Genomic DNA, 19727 nt, shown 5'->3' with positions numbered 1-19727 from the left:
GTCAATGCAGCCTGAACACGCCGTCGACCGCACGTAGCTCGGCCGGCTTGATCAGCTTGGAATGCGCGACGGTGACCGAATAGAGGGGACCGTCGAGCTTTTGCTGCCAGAACGCCAGGAAGTCGGTCAGCGCCGGGAATTTCGGGAAGAGATCGTAGTTCTGCCAGACATAGGTCTGAAGCAGCGAGGGATGATCCGGCATCCGATAGAGAATTTCAGCCGTCGTCAGCCCGTAACCCAGCACCTGTTTCCGGAAGTCGTCGGAAACAACCCCAACCCGCGAGACCATGCCAACCTCCTTTGCAGGAGCGCATTCAGGGGCGGCTTGATCCGGTACGCTGCTTACGAGCCACCCGGTGGAGATGCGCTCACATGAGAGAAATGTGACGCAAACTGATAATCCATCTCAAGCCCAAAAGTTTAACAAGCTGTTGAAATTCAATGCGTTAGCAGCAGAGACGGCTCCGTGCTAATACGGTCCGGCTGACGGTTAACGATGGGAAAGAGATTCTGGCAGAGCGCGCTTCCGAGTGCCGATTTTTCTGCTAGAAGCCCTTGCCCCCGCAAAATTCCTGTCCTATTTCAGCTTCGCCTGTGCTAGCACTCGCGGGCACAGACTGCTAACAATCTGAAATCATCAACCCGAGCAATTGCTTAGGAGGACTGCATGAAATTCCGTCCGCTTCACGACCGCGTCGTGGTCAAGCGCATCGACGCAGAAGAGAAGACCGCTGGCGGCATCATCATTCCCGACACTGCCAAGGAAAAGCCCTCCCAGGGCGAAGTCATCGCCGTCGGCCCCGGTGGCCGCGACGAAGCCGGCAAGCTGATCCCGATCGACCTGAAGGTCGGCGACCGCGTGCTGTTCGGCAAGTGGTCCGGCACCGAGGTCAAGATCGACGGCGTCGATCTGCTGATCATGAAGGAAAGCGACATCATGGGCGTCCTCGACGTCCCCGCTTCCAAGAAGAAGGCGGCCTAAGAGCCCCCTCTCGCCCCCAGCCAAACACCTAAGGAAAAATCCAGATGGCAGCTAAAGAAGTCAAATTCTCGGTTGAAGCGCGCGACAAGATGCTGCGCGGCGTCGACATTCTCGCCAACGCGGTGAAGGTCACGCTCGGTCCGAAGGGCCGCAACGTCGTGCTCGACAAGTCGTTCGGCGCTCCCCGCATCACCAAGGACGGCGTCACCGTCGCCAAGGAGATCGAGCTCGAGGACAAGTTCGAGAACATGGGCGCCCAGATGGTGCGCGAAGTCGCTTCCAAGTCCGCTGACGCGGCCGGCGACGGCACCACCACTGCCACCGTGCTGGCCCAGGCGATCGTGCGTGAAGGCGCCAAGTCGGTTGCCGCCGGCATGAACCCGATGGACCTCAAGCGCGGTATCGACCTCGCGGTCGAAGCCGTCGTTGCGGACCTCGTCAAGAACTCCAAGAAGGTCACCTCGAACGAAGAGATCGCCCAGGTCGGCACCATCTCGGCCAACGGCGACCAGGAGATCGGCAAGTTCCTCTCCGACGCCATGAAGAAGGTCGGCAACGAGGGTGTCATCACCGTCGAGGAAGCCAAGTCGCTCGAGACCGAGCTCGACGTCGTCGAGGGCATGCAGTTCGACCGCGGCTACATCTCGCCCTACTTCGTCACCAACGCCGACAAGATGCGCGTTGAGATGGACGACGCCTACATCCTCATCAACGAGAAGAAGCTCTCCTCGCTGAACGAGCTGCTGCCGCTGCTCGAGGCCGTGGTGCAGACCGGCAAGCCGCTGGTCATCGTCGCCGAGGACGTCGAAGGCGAAGCCCTCGCCACCCTGGTCGTGAACCGCCTCCGTGGCGGCCTGAAGGTCGCGGCCGTCAAGGCTCCGGGCTTCGGCGATCGCCGCAAGGCCATGCTGCAGGACATCGCGATCCTGACCGGCGGCCAGGCGATCTCGGAAGACCTCGGCATCAAGCTCGAGAACGTCACGCTCAACATGCTCGGTCGCGCCAAGAAGGTGATGATCGACAAGGAGAACACCACGATCGTCAACGGCGCCGGCAAGAAGGCCGACATCGAGGCGCGCGTGTCCCAGATCAAGGCGCAGATCGAGGAGACCACCTCGGACTACGACCGTGAGAAGCTCCAGGAGCGTCTCGCCAAGCTCGCTGGCGGCGTCGCGGTCATCCGCGTCGGCGGCGCGACCGAGGTCGAGGTGAAGGAGCGCAAGGATCGCGTTGATGACGCGATGCATGCGACCCGCGCGGCCGTGGAAGAAGGCATCGTCCCGGGCGGCGGCGTCGCCCTGCTCCGTGCCTCCGAGCAGCTCAAGGGCCTGCGCACCAAGAACGACGACCAGAAGACCGGCGTCGAGATCGTGCGCAAGGCGCTGTCGGCTCCCGCGCGCCAGATCGCGATCAACGCCGGTGAAGACGGCTCGGTGATCGTCGGCAAGGTGCTGGAGAACAAGTCGTATGCCTACGGCTTCGACTCCCAGACCGGCGAATACGGCGACCTCGTCAAGAAGGGCATCATCGACCCGACCAAGGTGGTCCGCACCGCGATCCAGAACGCAGCCTCGGTTGCGGCCCTGCTGATCACCACGGAAGCCATGGTCGCCGAGCTGCCCAAGAAGGGCGGCGCCGGCCCCGCGATGCCTCCGGGCGGCGGCATGGGCGGCATGGACTTCTAAGCGACGAAGTCGTCCCGGACGCGGTGCAGCGCGAAGCGGTGCACTGCCGATCCGGGATCTCGCTCCACAAACACGAAACCCCGGCAGCGATGCCGGGGTTTTTGTTTTTGAGAGGCTCTCTCCCTTCGTCATTCCGGGGCGCGCAAAGCGCGAGCCCGGAATGACGAGGTGAGACAGTCGGGCCTCACCACACCTTCCCCATGCGCTCGCCTCGTAACCGGCCGTCTTCGTCGAGCGACCAGAAGATCCGCGTCACCCGGCCGACGAGATGGTCCATCGGGACGAAGCCCATCACCGACATCATGCGGCTGTCGGTGGAGTTGTCTCTGTTGTCACCGAGCGCGAAGAAATGGCCTGACGGCACCGTGTAGACGCTGGTGTTGTCGAGGTAGCCGTTGTCGACGCAATCGTAGGTCAGATAGCTCGCGCCGTTCGGCAGCGTCTCGCGCCAGCGCTTGACCTTCGCGCCGGGTTCGAGCCCGCAGGTGGAGGCGCCAGGCACGCTCGCCAGCGCAACGCGGGTCACCGGCCTGTCGTTGAGGATGAGCCGGCCGTCGCGCATCTGGACCCGATCGCCCGGCAGCGCCACCACACGCTTGACGTAGTCCACCGAGGCGTCCTTCGCCGTGCGAAACACGACGACGTCGCCGTAGTCGGGATCAGCGGCAAGGAATCGGCCCGAGATCCAGGACGGCGCGAAAGGAAACGAATAGCGGTCGTAGCCGTAGGCCGATTTCGCGGCAAAGACGTAATCGCCCACCAACAGCGTCGGCGCCATCGAATTGGAGGGGATATTGAACGGCTGGTACAGGAAGAAGCGAAACAGGAACGGCGGCGACCACAGCACCGGAATCAGCAGGATCAGGATGACGATCGCCTTCCATTCCCGCGATTGCGCCGAGGGGCGGATCGTTTGCGCAAGAGTGGTCATGGGCCTGCCCTGATCAAGACCGTGATCGTCATCGCGAGATTACGCAACCTTTGCGGGCGCGCAATCCCCTCGCAGGATTTTGGTCGCTCCGGCCCGCTTGCGCGTTCACCGCAAGCGAGGACAACGGAGATATGAAGGGCCGCCCGTGGGCGGCCCTTCTGCTTCACGCGCCCTCGGGCGCCTTGAGGCGCACGAGCCGGGTCAGGAGGGCATCGAGGCCCTCGCCGTTGCCGGCATGGAGGTCGATGCGGCCGACCTTCTCGACCAGCCGCTCCAGCGACTCCAGCTCCTTGAGCCGCAGCAGCAGGGGGTTCTCATCCATCAGGCGGGCGGTGTTCAGGAGCGAACGCGTCGCCGCGGTCTCCTCCTGCCGACGGATCAGGTTCGCCTTCGCAACCCGCTCCGCCTCCACCACCTTGTTCACCAGCTCCCGGATCTCGCCGGGCAGGATCACATCCTTGACGCCGAGGTCGGTCACCTCCACGCCGGACTCCGCGACGCGTGCGCGCACATAGTCGCGCAGCTCCGCATCCAGCGCCGCCTTCGCAGACAGCACCTCGTCCAGCGTCCGGCCCGCAACCGCCTCGCGGATCGCGAACTGCACCAGACGGTACAGCCACGCATCCACGTCGGGCACGGTCGCAACCGTCCGCTCGGGATCAGCCACCCGGCGGAACGCCGTCAGCGTCACCCGCAGCGCGATGCGGTCCTTGGTCAGCATCTCCTGCGCGGTGATCTCGACCGCCTGGGGCCGCAGGTCGAGGCGTTTCACCTCGATCTTGCGGCCGACGGCCCAGAAGGCGTGCCGGCCGGGCGCAAGCCGCTCCACGAGCCGACCCTCGACATAGAGCAGGCCCGCCTCGTGGTTCTCGACCACCGCTTCCATCACGACGGTCGAGCGGTTACGCTCGATCATGGTCAGGTGCCGCGCGCCAACACGGGGATCAGCGGACACATCGATGCGCTCGACACCGATGCGGGTCGCGACCTTCCAGTAGACGCGCACCTGCCAGAGCGTCATCAGATGCACGGGCCGGCCGTCGAGGCTGACGATGGCGATCTCGTCCGCCTTGGTCTCGACCACCTCGAACAGTTCGGCGGCAAGATCGGGCCGCGCGGCCTTCAGCACCGCGTAGCGATCCGCAGGGAATTCGCTGCGGACCACGTCGAGCACCTCGGCCTTCAGCTCGTGCAGGGGATCGAACAGGCGATGCTTGCCGGGCGCGAGCACGCGCACGAGCTGCCCGTTGCGCGTGAGCAACGCACGCTCGCCATCCTTCACCGTGACGTTCAGCGTCAGCAAGTGCCAGGTCATGACACGCCTCCTTCATGTTGCCTCCGGCCAAACGCGGCCCGACAGCTGGTTTCATTTGCAAAGGACGTGAGGACGCGGACGACGCTTCCCGGGAAATCGGCGGGCCCGGGCTTGAGCTTGCATGACGACGGGCGCACGCGCGCGATCGCTCGACGCGTGTCGAGCGGTCATGCGGAGCCACCCGGCATCAGCGCAAGCGGTATCTACCCGCGGCGCAAAGCCGGTCTCACAGTGTCTAGGTTCGGACGGAAAGCCTTTCAGCAAAACGGCCGGACTGCGACTGAAGCGCGCGTCCGGTCCTCGTCAGAGGTATCAGCTTTTCAGGCTGAAACGGAGCGCTGGAGCGGGATTCGAACCCGCGTCACGATGATTAACAGTCATCTGCTCTACCAAACTGAGCTATCCTTTGTGCAAGAGACCGGAATCGAACCGATACCTTCGGGTGCAACCCGACGCTCTCCATGAGCTACGTCCTGCGGTTTTCTTCGTTCGGCGGAACACGAGACCGGAAACCGGTTCGCGCCAGTCGGGATCTCAACGAGCCCGAACCCATGGCCTAGCGAAGGAGCGGGCTAATAGACGAAGCACGTTCGGGGCGCAAGGGGGAAAGCTGAGATTTTTCGCCACGCGCCTTGCGCTGTGACGCGATCGTCACACCGCGACGTGACGTCAACTGCGCGACATCTCCTGGAAACACGCCCTCACCCAGTCGATCGTCACGCGCGTTGCGGCGTCGCGCTTGAGGTGGTTCTGCACGAGCAGCCAGACGTCGCGCCGCTTCGGCAGCAGCGTGGCACGCAGCCGGCGATCGCCGAGCAAGTCCGCGCAACTATACTCCGGCAACACGCCGGCGGCCTGATGCGCGCGGATCAGATTACGGATGACGCGAACGTTGTCGGTGACGCAGCGCGCGCGAGCTTTCTTCGTGCGCAGAAATTGCATCTCGGGAATGGCACCGAGTTCGTCCGGATAGGCGCACAGCAGCGGCTCGCCCTCGGTCGTAGCAGGCTCGAAATAATGGAGCTTGACGTCGCCGAGCCTGGAGATCGCGAAGTCGCCCTTGTCGGGTTTGCGCAGCCGGATGGCGAGATCGGCCTCCCAGCGCGAGAACTTGACGTTCTCGCTCGAGGTGAGGAATTGCAGCGTCAGGCCGGGATTGGCGCGCAGGAAGTCGCTCGCGCGCGGCGACAGCACCTCCTCGGCGACCGTGTTGGTGGAGGCGATGCGCAGGCGTCCCACCGGACCTGCCAGGCTCTCGCCGACGCGACCGATCTCGGCGGCATGTGCGGCCATCGCCTCGACATGCGCCAGCACCGCCTCGCAACTCCGTGTCGGCCTGCGGACGCCGTCGGCGGCCTCGAACAGACGCAAACCGAGCGCACGCTCGATGCGCGACAGCCTGCGCCCGACCGTCGTCTCGTCGATGCGCAGCCGCGCGCTGGCGCCGGCGTAGGTGCCCTCGTCCCTGACGGCAGCGATGATGCGCAGATCGTCCCAGTTCATTGCGCGAGGTTATACCGGCCGGGCGCAGCCTGCAATATTGCAGCCATCCGCTGCAATATCCCTGCATATCGGCAGGCATTCCCGGGGCTATGTTCGCAGAGCCTTTTGCTCCGGAGATTTCCAAAACCATGACGACCGCAAAGACCCTGCTGCAGCTCGCCGGTGCCGATCTCAACCCGCCGCGTCTTGGCGACGCCGCCCTGGTGCTGATCGACATCCAGAACGAATATCTCGCAGGTCCTCTCGCTTTGCCCGACGCGGGACCTGCGATCGCGCGGGCGGCTGCGCTCCTGGCACGGGCACGCGAGAGCGGAGCCGCGATCATCCATATCGCCCATCGCGGCAAGGCCGGCAGCCTGTTCGATCGCGGCGCTGAGCGCGGCGCCATCGTCGCCGAGCTGAGCCCCCGTGCCGGCGAGCTGGTAATCGAGAAGGAGTTGCCGAATGCGTTTGCCGGCACCGATTTGCAGGCGCGCCTTGCCGCAACCGACAGGAAGAACATCGTGCTGGCCGGCTTCATGACGCATATGTGCGTCAGCTCCACCGCCCGTGCCGCGCTCGACCTCGGCTTTCGTACGACCATCGACGCCGACGCCTGCGCCACGCGCGACCTGCCCGACGGCCGCGGCGGCACGCTGGACGCCCGGACCATCCACGAGGTTGCACTCGCCGAGCTATCCGACCGCTTCGCGATCATCGCGCGCGGCGATGCGCTGAAATAACGGAGCAACGCGATGCTGCAACTCTATTTCTCGCCGCTGGCCTGCTCGCTTGCGAGCCGCATCGCGCTGATGGAGGCCGGCCTCGATGCGCGCTATCATCAGGTGCATCTCTTGACGAAGCAGGTCGTGGACGACGGCAGCGATTTCCGCGGCGCCTCGCCGAAGGGCGCGGTGCCGGTCCTGGTGCTGGAGAACGGCGAACGGCTGACCGAGAGCGCGGCGGTGCTGCAGTACATCGCCGATCTGAAGCCGGAGACGGGGCTCGCGCCGCGGTTCGGCGATCCCGATCGCTATCGCCTCCAGGAATGGCTGAGCTTCATTGGCACCGAGATCCACAAGGCGTTCCTGTTTCCGACCTTCTGGTACAAGGACGACGGCTCGCTCGCCAAGCCGCGTGCCCGCATCGCGCAGACATTGTCGGTACCATCAGCGCACCTTGCGGGCCGCGAATTCCTTGTCGGCGACAGCTTCACCGTCGCGGATGCCCACCTCGCCTGGGCCTTGCTGCTGCTGCGGCCCGCGGGGGTCGACGTCGCGCAATGGCCGTCCCTCTCGGCCTATCTCGAACGCATGCAGGCGCGGCCCGCCGTGAGGGAGGCGATCGCCACCGAGATGACGCTACGCAAGACCGTGGACGCGAGCCGGGCGTGACAGGATGTCACGGACGACCAATCTGACGGTTCCACAGCGAGGGCATTGATGCCCGCGCGGCATGCGCTAATCTGGAGGGATATTTTTCAATATTTCCTTGGAGGGCATTCATGCGTGCTCTTTCCAGATTTTGCCTGGCCGAACTCTGCCTGACTTTCCTCGCGTGCTGGCTGTGCCTGGGTCCCGCATCGGCGGAGACGCGGGTGGCGCTGGTGATCGGCAACGGTGCCTATGCCTCGACGGCGCAGCTTCCCAACCCGTCGCACGATGCCGAAGACGTAGCAAGCTCGCTCAAGCGCAGCGGTTTCGAGGTGCTTCAGGGCATCGACCTGCGCCAGGCCGACATGCAGGACCTGACCATCCGCTTCGCGCGCGCCGCGAGCCGGGCCGACGTCGCCATGTTCTACTACAGCGGCCATGCGATGCAGTACAACGGCGTGAACTATCTGATGCCCGTCGATGCCGTGCTGACGGATGAAGCCGACCTCAAGCGCTTCGTGCGGGTCGACGACATCGTGAACGATTTGCAGCAGGCCAAGAACCTGCGCATCCTCGTGCTCGATTCCTGCCGCGACAATCCGCTGGCGGAAAGCCTGAAGCGCTCCGCCGGCATGACGCGCGCCGCCTCGATCGGACGCGGGCTGTCGAAGGTCGAAGCGCCGCGCGGCACGATCGTGTCGTTCTCGACGCAATCAGGACAGGTCGCCGCCGACGGCACCGGTCGCAACAGCCCCTACACGACGGCGTTCCTGAAGCACATCGAGGAGCCGCAGGAGATCGGCGACGTCTTTCGCGACATCAGCAGCGACGTCTATGACAGCAGCGGCAAGACCCAGCTGCCGGAGCTGTCGCTCTCGATCATCGGCAAGTTCTACCTGAACGGGCCGGTGTCGGTCACGGTCGCGCCAGCGGCCCCGCAAGCCGCACCGCGGCCTGATCCCTGCGCAGCCGCAGAGGCCCATTGGAAGGCTGCGGATGGCATCGGCACGCTGGGTGCCTACGAAGACCATCTCGCCCGATTCCCGAATTGCATCTTCGCCACCCTCGCCAGGGCGCGAATTGAAGGCCTGAAACAGAAGACGGCGCTTGCGCCGGCATCCGGCGAGAACAAGAACTTTGACGGCAAGTGGGACGTCACCGTGAACTGCACCTCTTCCGGCAAGGCACAGGGCTACACGAGAGCCCTGTCAGCCACCGTCACGAACGGCGTGTTACACGCCGAAGATCCGGACCAGCGAACGACCAACACGCTTCTGATCGACGGCCAGATACCACCCGACGGAAAGACCACGCTGAGTGCCCGGGGCCTGACAGGCCAGAGCACCTACACGGTCAACAATGCGCCGCCCGGCTCGCCCTATGCGTACACGATCGACGCGCAATTCGAGCGCACCCGCGGCAGCGGCAAGCGCAACGAGCTTCGTCCCTGCACTTTCACCTTCGTGAAGCGATAGAGCTCCGGAACGGCGCCCGCGAGCGCCTCAATCCACCCGCGCCAGCACCGCGAGCTTGCGGATGCCCTTGTTGCGGTAGGCGTCGAGGAACGCGTAGTAGTCCTTGAACGACACGCAGCCGTTGGAGTCACCGTTCGGCCCGAGCATGAAGGTGTGCGCGAGCAGGCCGTCGCGGCCGTAGATCGCGCTCTCGCCGCCGATCGGGGTCAGGCGCAGCGCCGGCACGCCGTGGAACAGCGCCTCGCGCGGCTTCAGCGTGTAGATGTGCGGCGGCGTCACGCCGCGCATGCGGACGCGCGAGGAACGGGGATCGTCGAGATTGGAGCCGAGGCCGGAATGCGCCTCGAGCTTGGTGCCGTCGGGCAGATAAACCGTCTTGGCGGTGATGTCGTAGACCGCGGTGTCGCGCTCATAGGGCGCCGAACCGCCGAGCATGGGGTTCTGCTCCCTCGGCGCGATGGACGCGGTCACGCTGGCATCGGCCGAGGCATAGGCCAGCAGCCCGCCGGAGGGCTCGCGCTTGCCCCAGAGCTTTTCGACCATCGACTGGCGCGGCCCGGTGATCGACATCACCGCGGCCTTGGCGCGGTCGGCAAAGGACTTTGGCTTCGCTTCGGGCGCCGGCACGATCTCGGCCGGATCGGCCGAAGCCAGTTGCATCTGCGCATCCGGCGCGCGCTTGGCCTTGGCGGCATCGGCGATCTTTTCAGTGGCCTTGGCCGGGGCGGACGGCTTCAGCGCTTCGGCGACCTTCGCGATCACGCTCGGCTTCGCGGTGTCGGCGACCTTCGTTGCGGGCGCCTGGGCTACGGCACTCGCCGCATTGGATTCCACGCCTTGGGTCGCTGCCGCGGCAAAGCGCTCGTTGAACATCTCGCGCGAGATGGGGGCTGCGACCTGCAAACGGTCCGGCAGGAGTGCGAAGGCTTCCTTGATGGCGTCGCCCGCCTCGCGCAGCGCGACCTTGGGCGCGCGCTTGACCACGGGCTCGTCGTAACCGTTGCTGCCGACGGTCGGATAGACGCTGGCGGCGAAGATGTTGCTGTAGACGGTCCAGCCGGCGCCAAGCACGACGCAGCCGATCAAGGCGGCGCCAAGCACGTTTTGGGTGGTCATTTTCCGGGAAGGCTTCCGATGTGAATTCTTGCCAGGATTTTTGGACTTCCGTGCCGCGTTACTCTGCGCAGCGATACTCGTACTCATTCGCCTTGCGTCCAGGACGGTGTCACTCAGTCCCCCTTCGAAGTGCCGCTGGTCACGATCCGGGAACAGCATCTCGCAGGCGGTCGGAGCGTCATTAAGGCGACTTTTAGTTAAATGCAGATTAAGTTCGGGCAGATGTGAGGCACCGCGTTAGCGCTGTCCCATTTCGAGAAAAAAGTCCGCAGAACTACGGACTTAGCCGCATCTGTTAACTATAATTCTCGGCTTGATCGGTGCGCTCAGCGGACGACTTTGACGGCCTCTCTAGGCGCATCCAACCAAGTCATTTTCGTGGTCTTCAATACCGCCGGAGCATAGCCGCGAAGCATTGCGCGAGGCTGGCGCGCACAGACGCCCCCTCCGTCTTTCGACGCACCGACGTCAGCGACATGGCGGCAACGCTCACGCACATCACACATCACACATCGCACCGAGCGCTCACGCAGCACGGCTCCCTGACTGAAAGTTGATCGCGCCGGTCTGGAAAAGACCGCGGCAACTAAATACCTGCGGGAAGCGGCACTTTTCAGCAGCCTCTGCGCGTGATACGGTACCGTATCAACATCGCCTTGAACTGTGCCACGCACGCAAACGGAGGCTGGCATGAGAGGGATCGCACGTGCCGGGTTTCTCGCCCTGGCGTGGTCGTCGTTGTTGACGGGATACGTGGCCGCGCAGCCTGCCAATGCGGGCTGCACGGCGTCGCTCTCCGCCGCCGGCACGCAGACCTGGCGCTGCGACAACGGCATCACCATCGTTGCGGAAAACGGCGCCAGATTTGAACTTAAGGACGCCAACCGCGACGGACATATAGACTCCGTGGAGTTGAGCAGCAAAGCGCTGCTGGTCGAGGTGCCCAAAAAGCCCGGCGGCAATCCCTTCAAGGTGCTGACGCCGCAGGCGATCGCCGCCGTGCGCGGCACCAAATGGGCCGTCGACGTCGCCGATGCAAAAACCTCGGTCTTCGTCGCCGACGGCCGTGTCGGCGTGAGCCGCAGGAGCCGCGGACGCGGCGTCGTTCTGGGCCCTGGCGAAGGCGTCGATGTCGAGGCAACCGGTCCATTGACCGTCAAGACTTGGGGCCAGCCGCGCGTCGACGCGCTGATGGCAAGACTGGGTCAATAAGGCCCGCACGACAAAACGAAGAAGATTGCAGTACGTAAAGAAGATTGCAGCACGTAATGACTAGACGCGTTCAGATCCTGGTGGCACTCGTCCTCACCGCGCTGTGGGGTGCAGGCATCTATGCCGCTCACGCCAACGGCCATCTGCGCTTTCTCGACCACCTCGAAGCAACCCTGACCGACCTGCGGACGCAGATCCGCGGCGTGCAGGTTCCGCCCGATCTCGTCACCATCGTCGCGATCGACGACACCGTCGTCAAACGCGGCGGCAGCTATCCCCTACCGCGCGCCGATCTCGCCCGTGTCGTCGACACTATCGTGCAGTTCAAGCCGAAGGTCGTCGCGATCGACCTCTTGCTAGTCGACCGCAGCGCCGCGATCGGCGATGCCACGCTGGCCAACACGCTCGCCACCGGTCCCATGGTTCTCGCCGCCGCGGCGATCTTCCCGACTGCCAGCGAGACCGTGGCGCCCAGCAGCGAGGGTCCCCTCACCGTCCTGCCGCAGGCCGAGCGCTTCCTGCTGCCCTTGCCCGCATTTGTCGCCCACGCCGAGGTCGGCGTCGTCAACGTCGCGACGGGACAATCCGGCTCGCCGCTCTCGGTACCGATGCTGTTCCGGACGCACGACAAGGTCGAGTTGTCATTCCCCTTGCGCGTCGCGACCCGCGCGCTCGACAAGCCGCTGACGATCGCGCCGGATCACCTCATGCTGGGCGATCGCGTGGTGCCGACCGACACCGACTTCGCGCTGCCGATCACCTATTACGGTCCGCGCCGCACCATCCGCACCGTCAGCGCGCAGAGCATCTTCGACGGCACGCTCAGTCGCGCCGCCATCGAGAACCGGATCGTCGTGATCGGCGCCTCGGTCGCCGGCGGCGGCGATTTCTATCCGACGCCGTTCGATTCGCTCATGCCCGGCGTCGAGGTGATCTCCACCGCGATCACTCATCTCGTCGCCGGCGACGGCATCGTGCGCGACCGCAAGGTGCATATCGCCGACGCGCTCGCCGCCATCCTGCTGCCGGTGCTGCTGGTGGGATTGCTCGCCTGGCGGCGCAGCGCGCTCGGCATCATGGCGGCGGCGGCGGTGATGATCGCCTGGGCCGGGCTCAATCTGCTCGCGTTCACGCATGGGGTCTGGCTGAACGGCGCGACGACGCTTGCGGCCGCGGTCCCGCCCGTTGCGATCTTTGCCGGCGTGCAGCTATGGGCGGGAGGCCGCCGCACGCAGTATTTCGCCGCCAAGAGCAGATCGCTCGCGCTCTTCCAGGCACCCGCCGTGCAGGAGTGGCTGGCGCGCGATCCGAACTTCCTGTCGAAGCCTGTCCGGCAGGATGCCGCCGTGGTCTTCATCGATCTCTCCGGCTTCACGGCGCTGAGCGAGCGGACCGATCCGGACGCACTCAGGGACCTCCTGAAGGCGTTTCACGCGTTGATCGACAAGGCGGCAGTCGATTGCGGCGGCATGGTCACCGGCTTTCTCGGCGACGGCGCCATGCTCCTGTTCGGACTGCCACACGCAATGCCGGATGACGCGGCGCGCGCGCTGAAATGTTCGATCGACCTGCATCGCGGCGTCGAACGCTGGATCGCCTCACTGCCCCCTGCGATCGGAGGCCAGGTCGGTTTCAAGATCGGCGCGCATTTCGGCCCGATCGTCGCCTCCCGTCTCGGCGAAAGCCACCAGCACATCACGGCGACCGGCGACACCGTCAACGTCGCGAGCCGGCTGATGGAGGTCGCGGCCCAGAACGATGCGCGGCTCGCGTTGACCGATACGCTGCTGGATGCCGCCGACTTCCGCGGCGCTCCCGACGGCGTCCTGACAGGCCCCCTGCTCACGCAGGTCCGCGGCCGCTCCGGCGTCGTGACCGTCTGGTTCTGGCGCGACCGGAACGGGCCCAGCCAGGCCGCGACCAAGGCCGAGATGATCGATTGAATGGCCACCGCCAGCCGTCCAACACTCCACCGTCGTCCCGGCCGAGTGCGCAATTGCGCACGGGGGGCCGGGACGACGGTGGGTAGGCGGTAATGCCCGCTACCGCGCTTCCGGTGGCGGCGAGCGGTCCAGCACGTCGCCCTTGGCGCCTTCGAGCAGATCGATGCCGTAGGTCTCGATCACGAGCGGCCCGCGCTTGCGCTGCAATTGCGCAACCTGCGTCACCTGAGCAAACAAATCATTGACGGCGGGATGGCCGCCCTGACGCAGCTCATCGATATAGAGCAGCTTGCCGGCAAGCAGCTTTGGATCGGGCTCGGGCATGTTGACCCAGCGGATACGCTGGTTCTGCTGCACCACGCAGCTGCCGCGCGGCAGATAGAAGGCGAGCCAGCCCGTGGTGCCGTAATCCGGCGCAAGCACGCACGTCGCACCGGTGCGGGCGCGCACGGCTTCGATCTCCGCGGCGAGCTCGCGCCAGCCGACGCCGACGCTGCGCACGGTCGCGTCGCGGCGATAGCCGGACAGCCAGCCGGTGTTGGCCTGCACAATGAGGGCTGCGAACATCACGATGCCGGCAGGCGCAGCCCAGCGCAGACAAAAGTCGACCAGGCGGCGCGCACGCGGTTTCCACTGCACGAGGTTGGCGGCGGCCGCAGCCGCAACCACGAAGGGCGGATAGACCGGAGCGAACCAGTTGGCCTCGACGCGGGCATGCAGCGAATGCCAGGCGAAATAGGCGACGATGGTCCAGAACAGCGTCTCGATCAGCACGCGCGAGGCCAGCGCGCCGGCCCGGCGCCAGGTCAGCGCATGCAGCCCCATCGCGCCAAGAATGAAGACCAGCGGCGTTGCGAACGCGATCTGGGTCGGGATCAGCTCGGCGATGAAGACAGGGCGGAAATCCTCGATCCTGGCGCGCCCGAGCTGCTTTGCGAACGAGACCCATTGATGATCCGCATTCCAGAGGATCACCGGCGAGAACAGCGCAAGGGCAACGAGGCCACCGAGATAGGGCCAGGGCGAAAGGAACCAGCGCCTGAGTTTCGGCACGGCCGCGAGCCAGATCAGGATCGCCGGCCCGAAGAACATCGCGGTGTATTTCGACAGCAGCGCCGCACCGACGGCTGCACCGACCGCGAGCCACCAGACGCCGCGGCCGGTCTCCAGCACTTTTGCGAGAAAGAACAGCACGAAGCTCGAGGCGACCAGCAGCGGCGCATCGGGCGTGACGATCAGCGTGCCGACCGCGGCCAGCAGCGTCACGTTGAGGAGGATGGCACTGTTGGCCGCGAGGCGGGCGCCCCCGAACAGGATCGCGGCCGAGCGATAGATCGCATAGCTCATCGGCAGCGCGAGCAGGATCGAGACGAGGCGGACGCCGAGCTCGGTGTCGCCGGCGATCATCGTGCCGGCGCGAATGACGTAGGCAACCATCGGCGGGTGGTCGTAATAGCCGCCCGCCAGGTTCTTCGACCACATCCAGTAATAGGCTTCGTCGAAGGTGATCGGCGTGAAGGCGGCCGCGACGAGCCGCAAGCCGACCAGCGCTAGGATCACTAGCGCGGTATTGCGGACGACCCGCGCGTCAGCTCCGCCCATCGTGAGCTATTTCTTGCGCCAGACGAACAGTCCGGACATCGCGTAGTTCCACACCACGCCCATCAGCGCGCCGGCCATGCCGGCCAGCCACCAGATCGGCTCCTGGTCGTAGACCGAGAAGGCGACGCCGACATTGGCGAGCAGGCCGACGCTGCACACGATGTAGAACGCGATCAGGCCGCGCAGCAGCGCGAAGCCCTTCAGCCGCTGATCTCGATAGGTGAGGAAGTTGTTGAGGATGAAATTGCTGGTCATGGCGACGATAGCGCCTGCGGCCTGCGCCTCCGCGAACGGCGCCTTGAAGGCCCGAAGGGCGATGAACAGCGTGGTCAAGTGCACGACGAGACCGATGCCGCCGACCATCGCGAACAGGATGAAACGCAGCGAAACGGTGTCGTTGCTCAGCTTGGCCAGCACCAGGCCAAGGAAGTCGAGCGCGACCATGGAATCCAGCTTGCTCTCGCCGTGCTGGCGGGCGCCGAAGGTGTAGGGAATCTCGACCGCCCGCAAACTGCCGTGGGCGGTGGCGACGAGGTCGAGCAGGATCTTGAAGCCATGCACCGAAAGTTTCGGCGCCAATTCCTCGAAACGATCGCGGCGGACCATGAAGAAGCCGCTCATGGGATCGGCGATCTCGACCCGCAGCATCTTCCGGGCGACCTCGGTCGCCAGCGCGCTGGCGCCGGCGCGCTGCTTGTTGAAGCCTTCGCTCTTGTAGCCTTCGATATAGCGGCTGCCGACCACCAGATCGGCCTGGTCGCTGGCGAGCAGCAGCAGCATCTTCGGCAGCTGCGTCTCGTCGTGCTGGAGGTCGGCGTCGATCACGGCGACAAAGGGCGCGCTGGAGGCCAGGATGCCCTCGATGCAGGCGCCGGACAGGCCGCGGCGGCCGATGCGGCGGACACAGCGCACGCGGCTGTCGCGCTGCGCCAGCGCGCGCACGACGTCCCAGGTGCCGTCGGGTGAATTGTCGTCAACGAACACGACCTCCCAGGCGACGTTGGGGAGCGTCGCCTCCAGGCGCCGGTAGAGCACCGTGACGTTGTCGCGCTCGTTGAAGGTCGGGACGATGACCGACAGTTCCGGCCCCTCTTGAGCCTGGGGCCGGTTGTCGGAGCCCGGTCTGATCGCTTCATTCATGACGGCAGCGTATATCCGCCGCGTCCTGCGCTGCCAAGCCGGGGTTTCCAAGGGGAAGGGCCAAAAAGGGCCCCAAAATGCCAACGACCCCGGAACGGCGGACCGCGCGTACATCCGGCGCAGCCTGAGCTATTCCAAGGTCGTTCCAGCGCCGGAGTTTATCTCTCAACGTCGCCGTTAAAGGCTAGATGGGGACTGCAAGGCCGCTTTTCAAGGGGCAAAAGCACCCTCTTTCGGGCCGACGACTAGTTCGGGACTTCCTTGATCACCGGGCCGCGCGGCGCGGGTGCGGCAGGGGCCGCCGGCGCGGTGGCCGGGGCCTGATCGACCTTGGTCTTGGGCGGCTTGCCGTACTGGCCGATCGGCCCGAGGACGACGGCGGCCGCAAGCACGACCGCCGCGACGATCGCACCCAAAATGCCACCCACCGACTCAGACGACATGGAAGCCCATCCCCGTTCCAGATGCGATCATTGATACCACGGATGAGCGCGCAGCCGGAAGAGCCACGGGACCGCAACGGCTGTTCGAATCATTTCTGCGGCGGCCTGTGCTTGACGAAGGCCGTCACGATGTCCTTCTGCGCCGACTCCACCGCCCTGTTCGCGGTCGCGAGATGGGCGCCGGAATCGATGCTCGGGTATTGCGTGGTGAGATAGTCGAGCAATGCCACCCGGTAATATTGCCGCTCCGACGGACAGGCGCCCGCAACCGAGCGGCCAAAATCCTGTTCCGACAGGCCCTGATTGCTGTCGCGCGAATATTCCCGCGCCAGGCAATGCCAGTAATCGTCGCGCCCCTGCATGGCGAGCTTCTGCGCACCCCTGGCATCGTCGTCATCCGCCATGGCAGAATATGTCATGGCAGCAGATGTCATCACGAGCGCCGCTCCCAGCATCAGCATCCGCATCTTGTTCTCCTTCTTCGCAGATGATCTGGTTGGAAGCTTAGACGGGCCGCGGCAACTGGCCAATCACAACTCGTTTGACTAGGATGCCGGCCTCCCCTCCACGTCGATGCGAGATCCTTCCGTGGCCAAAGCAAAAACCGTGTCCAAGAAATCCGGCAATATCTTCATCGGCGTCGGCGGCTGGACCTTCGAGCCCTGGCGCGGCGTGTTCTATCCGGAGAAGCTGACGCAGGCGAAGGAGCTGTCCTATGCGGCCTCGAAGCTGACCTCGATCGAGATCAACGGCACCTATTACGGATCGCAGAAGCCGGAGAGCTTTCGCAAATGGGCCAGTGAAGTGCCCGAGGGTTTTGTCTTTTCGGTGAAGGGGCCGCGCTTTGCCACCAACCGCCGCGTGCTCGCGGAAGCCGGCGATTCCATCAAGCGCTTCTATGATTCCGGCGTGCTGGAACTCGGCGACCATCTCGGGCCGGTGCTGTGGCAGTTCGCGCCGACCAAGAAATTCGACGGTGCCGATTTCGGCAAGTTCCTCGAGCTGCTGCCGCGCAAGCTCGACGGACGCGCGCTGCGCCATGTCGTCGAGGTCCGCCACGACAGTTTCTGTGCGCCGGATTTCGTTGCACTGATCCGCGAGTTCGAGACGCCGGTCGTGTTTGCGGAGCACGGCAAATATCCGGCGATCGCCGACGTCGCCGGCGATTTCGTCTATGCCAGGCTCCAGAAGGGCAATGACGAGATCAAGACCTGTTATCCGCCGAAGCAACTCGATGCCTGGGCCAAGCGCTTTCAGGACTGGGCCGAGGGAAGTGAACCCGACGATTTGCCGAAGGTCGACAAGGCCAAGCCGAAGAAAGAACCGCGCGACGTGTTCGCCTACGTCATCCACGAAGGCAAGGTGCGCGCGCCGGACGGCGCCATGGAACTGATCGCACGGGTGAGCTGAGGGTGGTCGATGGCAAAGGCGAGGAAGCTCTTCACCATCGGTTATGAACAGACGCCGCCCAAGGCCGTGCTGGACGAGCTGGAGCAGGCCGGCGTCAAGCTCGTGGTCGACGTGCGCGCGGTGACCTCGTCGCGTCGGCCCGGTTTTTCCAAGAAGCAGCTCGCCGCAGGACTCGATGAGCGCGGCATCGCCTATGTGCATCTCGCCGCGCTTGGCACGCCGAAGGAGGGACGCCTTGCCGCGCGCAGCGGGCAATATGGCGTGCTGGAGAAGATCTATTCAAAACACCTGAAGACGCCGCAGGCCAGGGAAGAGATGGACGAGCTCTCGGCGCTGGTGAAGAAGGCCGGGCCCGTGTGCCTGCTCTGCTACGAGCGCGACCACACCCACTGCCACCGCCAGATGATCGCGGAGGTGATTGAGGAGCGGGATGGCGTGACGGTGAGGAATTTGGCGGGGCGACAGGTTTAGCTCTCCGTCATTCCGGGGCGTGGCGAAGTCGCGAGCCCGGAATCCATCGGGCCGCAGAGCTAGTGGAGGAATGGATTCCGGGTTCGCGCTGCACGCGCCCCGGAATGACGGGTTGATGGACCTACCCCTCCCCCGCCAGGCGGAACGTCCCTTCCATCATCTGCACGCAGCTGCCGCCGACATGGGCGGAGACGATCTTGCCGCCCTGCTTGCGCACGCGCGTCAGGAGCAGGCTCGGACGGCCCATGTCGAAGCCCTGGCCGACGGTGAGCTTCAACTCGCCATCGCGCGCGGGATCGAGATCGGCGAACAGCGCGGCGGCGGCGACAGTGGCGCTGCCGGTGGCGGGGTCCTCGATCAGACCGCTGGCGCCGGGGAAGAACATTCGCGCCTGCCGCTCGCATGGAGCTTCCGCCGCCGGCACGTCGCGCGTGTAGAAATAGACCGAGAAGGCGCCATCGCGCGGCAACATCCGGCTGAACGCCGCAGCATCAGGCTTGGCCCGCCGCACAGCCTCGCGCGATCCCACTTCCGCCACCACGAAGGGCGTTCCAACGCCGACGACCTGCGGGGCATGGCGATCGATCTTGATATCCTCCGCGGTCAGGGAGATGCAGGCCGCGATCTCTTCGGCGGAACACTTCGCGAGGCGCGCCAGCGGCTGCGGCGCGGTGAGCTCGGTGCTGAGCACCCGTCCCTGCTCCCGTACGATCTCGACCGGGACCAGCCCCGCCTTCTCCTCGAACAGCAGACGCGGCTTCGGCTCCGTTGCGAGGCTCGCCAGCACGAAGGCAGTGCCGACATTGGGATGACCGGCAAAGGGCAGCTCCCGCACCGGCGTGAAGATGCGCACCTCGGCGTCATTGGCCTTGTCGCGCGGCGGCAGCACGAACGTCGTCTCGGAATAGTTGAACTCGGTCGCGATCGCCTGCATCTGCGCCGTCGACAAGCCGCCGGCATCGAGCACCACGGCGAGCTGGTTGCCGCCGAAGGCGCGGTCGGTGAACACGTCGACGGTGATGTAGCGCCGCTGCATCTTTGCTTTCCTCACGCAAATCGCAGCCGCAATCGGCTGCGTCGCGCAGCAGTCTACAAGCCGAAAACATCACTCGTCATGCCCCAAAATTCGGAGCAATCGGAGCAATGG

The 19727-nt window shown here is 65.1% G+C and carries 19 protein-coding genes and 2 tRNA genes; 9 read left to right on the top strand and 12 right to left on the bottom strand.

Annotation, left to right across the window (positions count from 1 at the left end; genetic code table 11):
- Nucleotide 1: 1 nt before the first annotated feature.
- On the bottom strand, nt 2-289 hold the full coding sequence (locus tag E4K65_RS11335; protein ID WP_011088370.1) for an usg protein: 288 nt from the start codon (nt 287-289) through the stop codon (nt 2-4).
- A 378-nt stretch (nt 290-667) separates the two neighbouring features.
- Between E4K65_RS11335 and E4K65_RS11330 the strand changes: the two genes are divergently transcribed.
- A complete protein-coding gene (locus tag E4K65_RS11330) occupies nt 668-982 on the top strand; it encodes a co-chaperone GroES (RefSeq protein ID WP_135174233.1) in 315 nt (104 codons plus the stop codon).
- 44 nt (nt 983-1026) lie between these two features.
- The gene (gene groL, locus E4K65_RS11325) at nt 1027-2667 is read left to right on the top strand and encodes a chaperonin GroEL (RefSeq protein ID WP_135174232.1); all 1641 of its coding nucleotides are present in this window, start codon (nt 1027-1029) and stop codon (nt 2665-2667) included.
- Between the two features lie 184 nt (nt 2668-2851).
- Here groL and lepB read toward each other — a convergent pair whose 3' ends face one another.
- The 5 genes from lepB to E4K65_RS11300 form a co-directional block, all read right to left on the bottom strand.
- Entirely contained in the window at nt 2852-3598 is a 747-nt protein-coding gene (lepB, locus tag E4K65_RS11320; RefSeq protein WP_135174231.1) for a signal peptidase I, read from the bottom strand.
- Nucleotides 3599-3761: 163 nt separating this feature from the next.
- On the bottom strand, nt 3762-4913 hold the full coding sequence (locus E4K65_RS11315; protein WP_135174230.1) for a slipin family protein: 1152 nt from the start codon (nt 4911-4913) through the stop codon (nt 3762-3764).
- Between the two features lie 339 nt (nt 4914-5252).
- Nucleotides 5253-5318, bottom strand: a tRNA-Asn gene (locus E4K65_RS11310).
- Nucleotides 5319-5322: 4 nt separating this feature from the next.
- Nucleotides 5323-5390: transfer RNA gene (locus E4K65_RS11305), tRNA-Ala, on the bottom strand.
- Nucleotides 5391-5582: 192 nt separating this feature from the next.
- Complete coding sequence (locus tag E4K65_RS11300; protein WP_135174229.1) at nt 5583-6416, bottom strand: LysR family transcriptional regulator; 834 nt, start codon at nt 6414-6416, stop codon at nt 5583-5585.
- Between the two features lie 128 nt (nt 6417-6544).
- Here E4K65_RS11300 and E4K65_RS11295 point away from each other — a divergent pair, with 128 nt between their 5' ends.
- The 3 genes from E4K65_RS11295 (at nt 6545) to E4K65_RS11285 (ending at nt 9243) form a co-directional block, all read left to right on the top strand.
- On the top strand, nt 6545-7138 hold the full coding sequence (locus E4K65_RS11295) for a cysteine hydrolase family protein (protein WP_027548730.1): 594 nt from the start codon (nt 6545-6547) through the stop codon (nt 7136-7138).
- Between the two features lie 12 nt (nt 7139-7150).
- Complete coding sequence (locus E4K65_RS11290; RefSeq protein ID WP_135174227.1) at nt 7151-7789, top strand: glutathione binding-like protein; 639 nt, start codon at nt 7151-7153, stop codon at nt 7787-7789.
- Nucleotides 7790-7899: 110 nt separating this feature from the next.
- Nucleotides 7900-9243 carry a caspase family protein gene (locus E4K65_RS11285; protein ID WP_135174226.1) on the top strand — a complete coding sequence of 448 codons (1344 nt, stop codon included), beginning with the start codon at nt 7900-7902 and terminating at the stop codon, nt 9241-9243.
- 27 nt (nt 9244-9270) lie between these two features.
- Here the strand turns inward: E4K65_RS11285 and E4K65_RS11280 are convergent, their stop codons facing one another.
- Entirely contained in the window at nt 9271-10359 is a 1089-nt protein-coding gene (locus tag E4K65_RS11280; protein ID WP_167770728.1) for a DUF2778 domain-containing protein, read from the bottom strand.
- Between the two features lie 690 nt (nt 10360-11049).
- On the opposite strand from E4K65_RS11280, the gene E4K65_RS11275 reads away from it, so the two are divergent.
- Nucleotides 11050-11571: a FecR domain-containing protein gene (locus E4K65_RS11275; RefSeq protein WP_167770727.1), complete on the top strand. Its 522-nt coding sequence runs from the start codon at nt 11050-11052 to the stop codon at nt 11569-11571.
- A gap of 56 nt (nt 11572-11627) precedes the next feature.
- Entirely contained in the window at nt 11628-13514 is a 1887-nt protein-coding gene (locus tag E4K65_RS11270; RefSeq protein ID WP_135174223.1) for a CHASE2 domain-containing protein, read from the top strand.
- Nucleotides 13515-13613: 99 nt separating this feature from the next.
- On the opposite strand, the gene E4K65_RS11265 is transcribed toward E4K65_RS11270, so the two are convergent.
- From E4K65_RS11265 to E4K65_RS11250, 4 genes are all read right to left on the bottom strand, one after another.
- Complete coding sequence (locus E4K65_RS11265) at nt 13614-15116, bottom strand: glycosyltransferase family 39 protein (protein ID WP_135174222.1); 1503 nt, start codon at nt 15114-15116, stop codon at nt 13614-13616.
- 6 nt (nt 15117-15122) lie between these two features.
- A complete protein-coding gene (locus tag E4K65_RS11260; protein WP_135174221.1) occupies nt 15123-16256 on the bottom strand; it encodes a glycosyltransferase family 2 protein in 1134 nt (377 codons plus the stop codon).
- Between the two features lie 245 nt (nt 16257-16501).
- A complete protein-coding gene (locus tag E4K65_RS11255; protein ID WP_135174220.1) occupies nt 16502-16699 on the bottom strand; it encodes a hypothetical protein in 198 nt (65 codons plus the stop codon).
- A gap of 89 nt (nt 16700-16788) precedes the next feature.
- Nucleotides 16789-17166: a hypothetical protein gene (locus E4K65_RS11250; RefSeq protein ID WP_135174219.1), complete on the bottom strand. Its 378-nt coding sequence runs from the start codon at nt 17164-17166 to the stop codon at nt 16789-16791.
- Nucleotides 17167-17272: 106 nt separating this feature from the next.
- Between E4K65_RS11250 and E4K65_RS11245 the strand changes: the two genes are divergently transcribed.
- Together E4K65_RS11245 and E4K65_RS11240 are read left to right on the top strand one after the other, a co-directional pair.
- Nucleotides 17273-18109, top strand: a complete 837-nt coding sequence (locus E4K65_RS11245; RefSeq protein WP_135174218.1) for a DUF72 domain-containing protein — start codon at nt 17273-17275, stop codon at nt 18107-18109.
- A gap of 9 nt (nt 18110-18118) precedes the next feature.
- Nucleotides 18119-18580 (top strand): DUF488 domain-containing protein, encoded by a 462-nt coding sequence (locus E4K65_RS11240; RefSeq protein ID WP_135174217.1) that lies wholly within the window; start codon nt 18119-18121, stop codon nt 18578-18580.
- A gap of 121 nt (nt 18581-18701) precedes the next feature.
- Here the strand turns inward: E4K65_RS11240 and E4K65_RS11235 are convergent, their stop codons facing one another.
- Nucleotides 18702-19616 carry a PhzF family phenazine biosynthesis protein gene (locus tag E4K65_RS11235; protein WP_167770725.1) on the bottom strand — a complete coding sequence of 305 codons (915 nt, stop codon included), beginning with the start codon at nt 19614-19616 and terminating at the stop codon, nt 18702-18704.
- Nucleotides 19617-19727 lie beyond the last annotated feature (111 nt).

The organism is Bradyrhizobium niftali (genome assembly GCF_004571025.1).
GTDB classification, from domain to species: Bacteria; Pseudomonadota; Alphaproteobacteria; order Rhizobiales; family Xanthobacteraceae; genus Bradyrhizobium; species Bradyrhizobium niftali.
The sequence above is the reverse complement of the archived record's forward strand: the minus strand, read 5'-3'. Positions and strand labels throughout refer to the sequence as shown.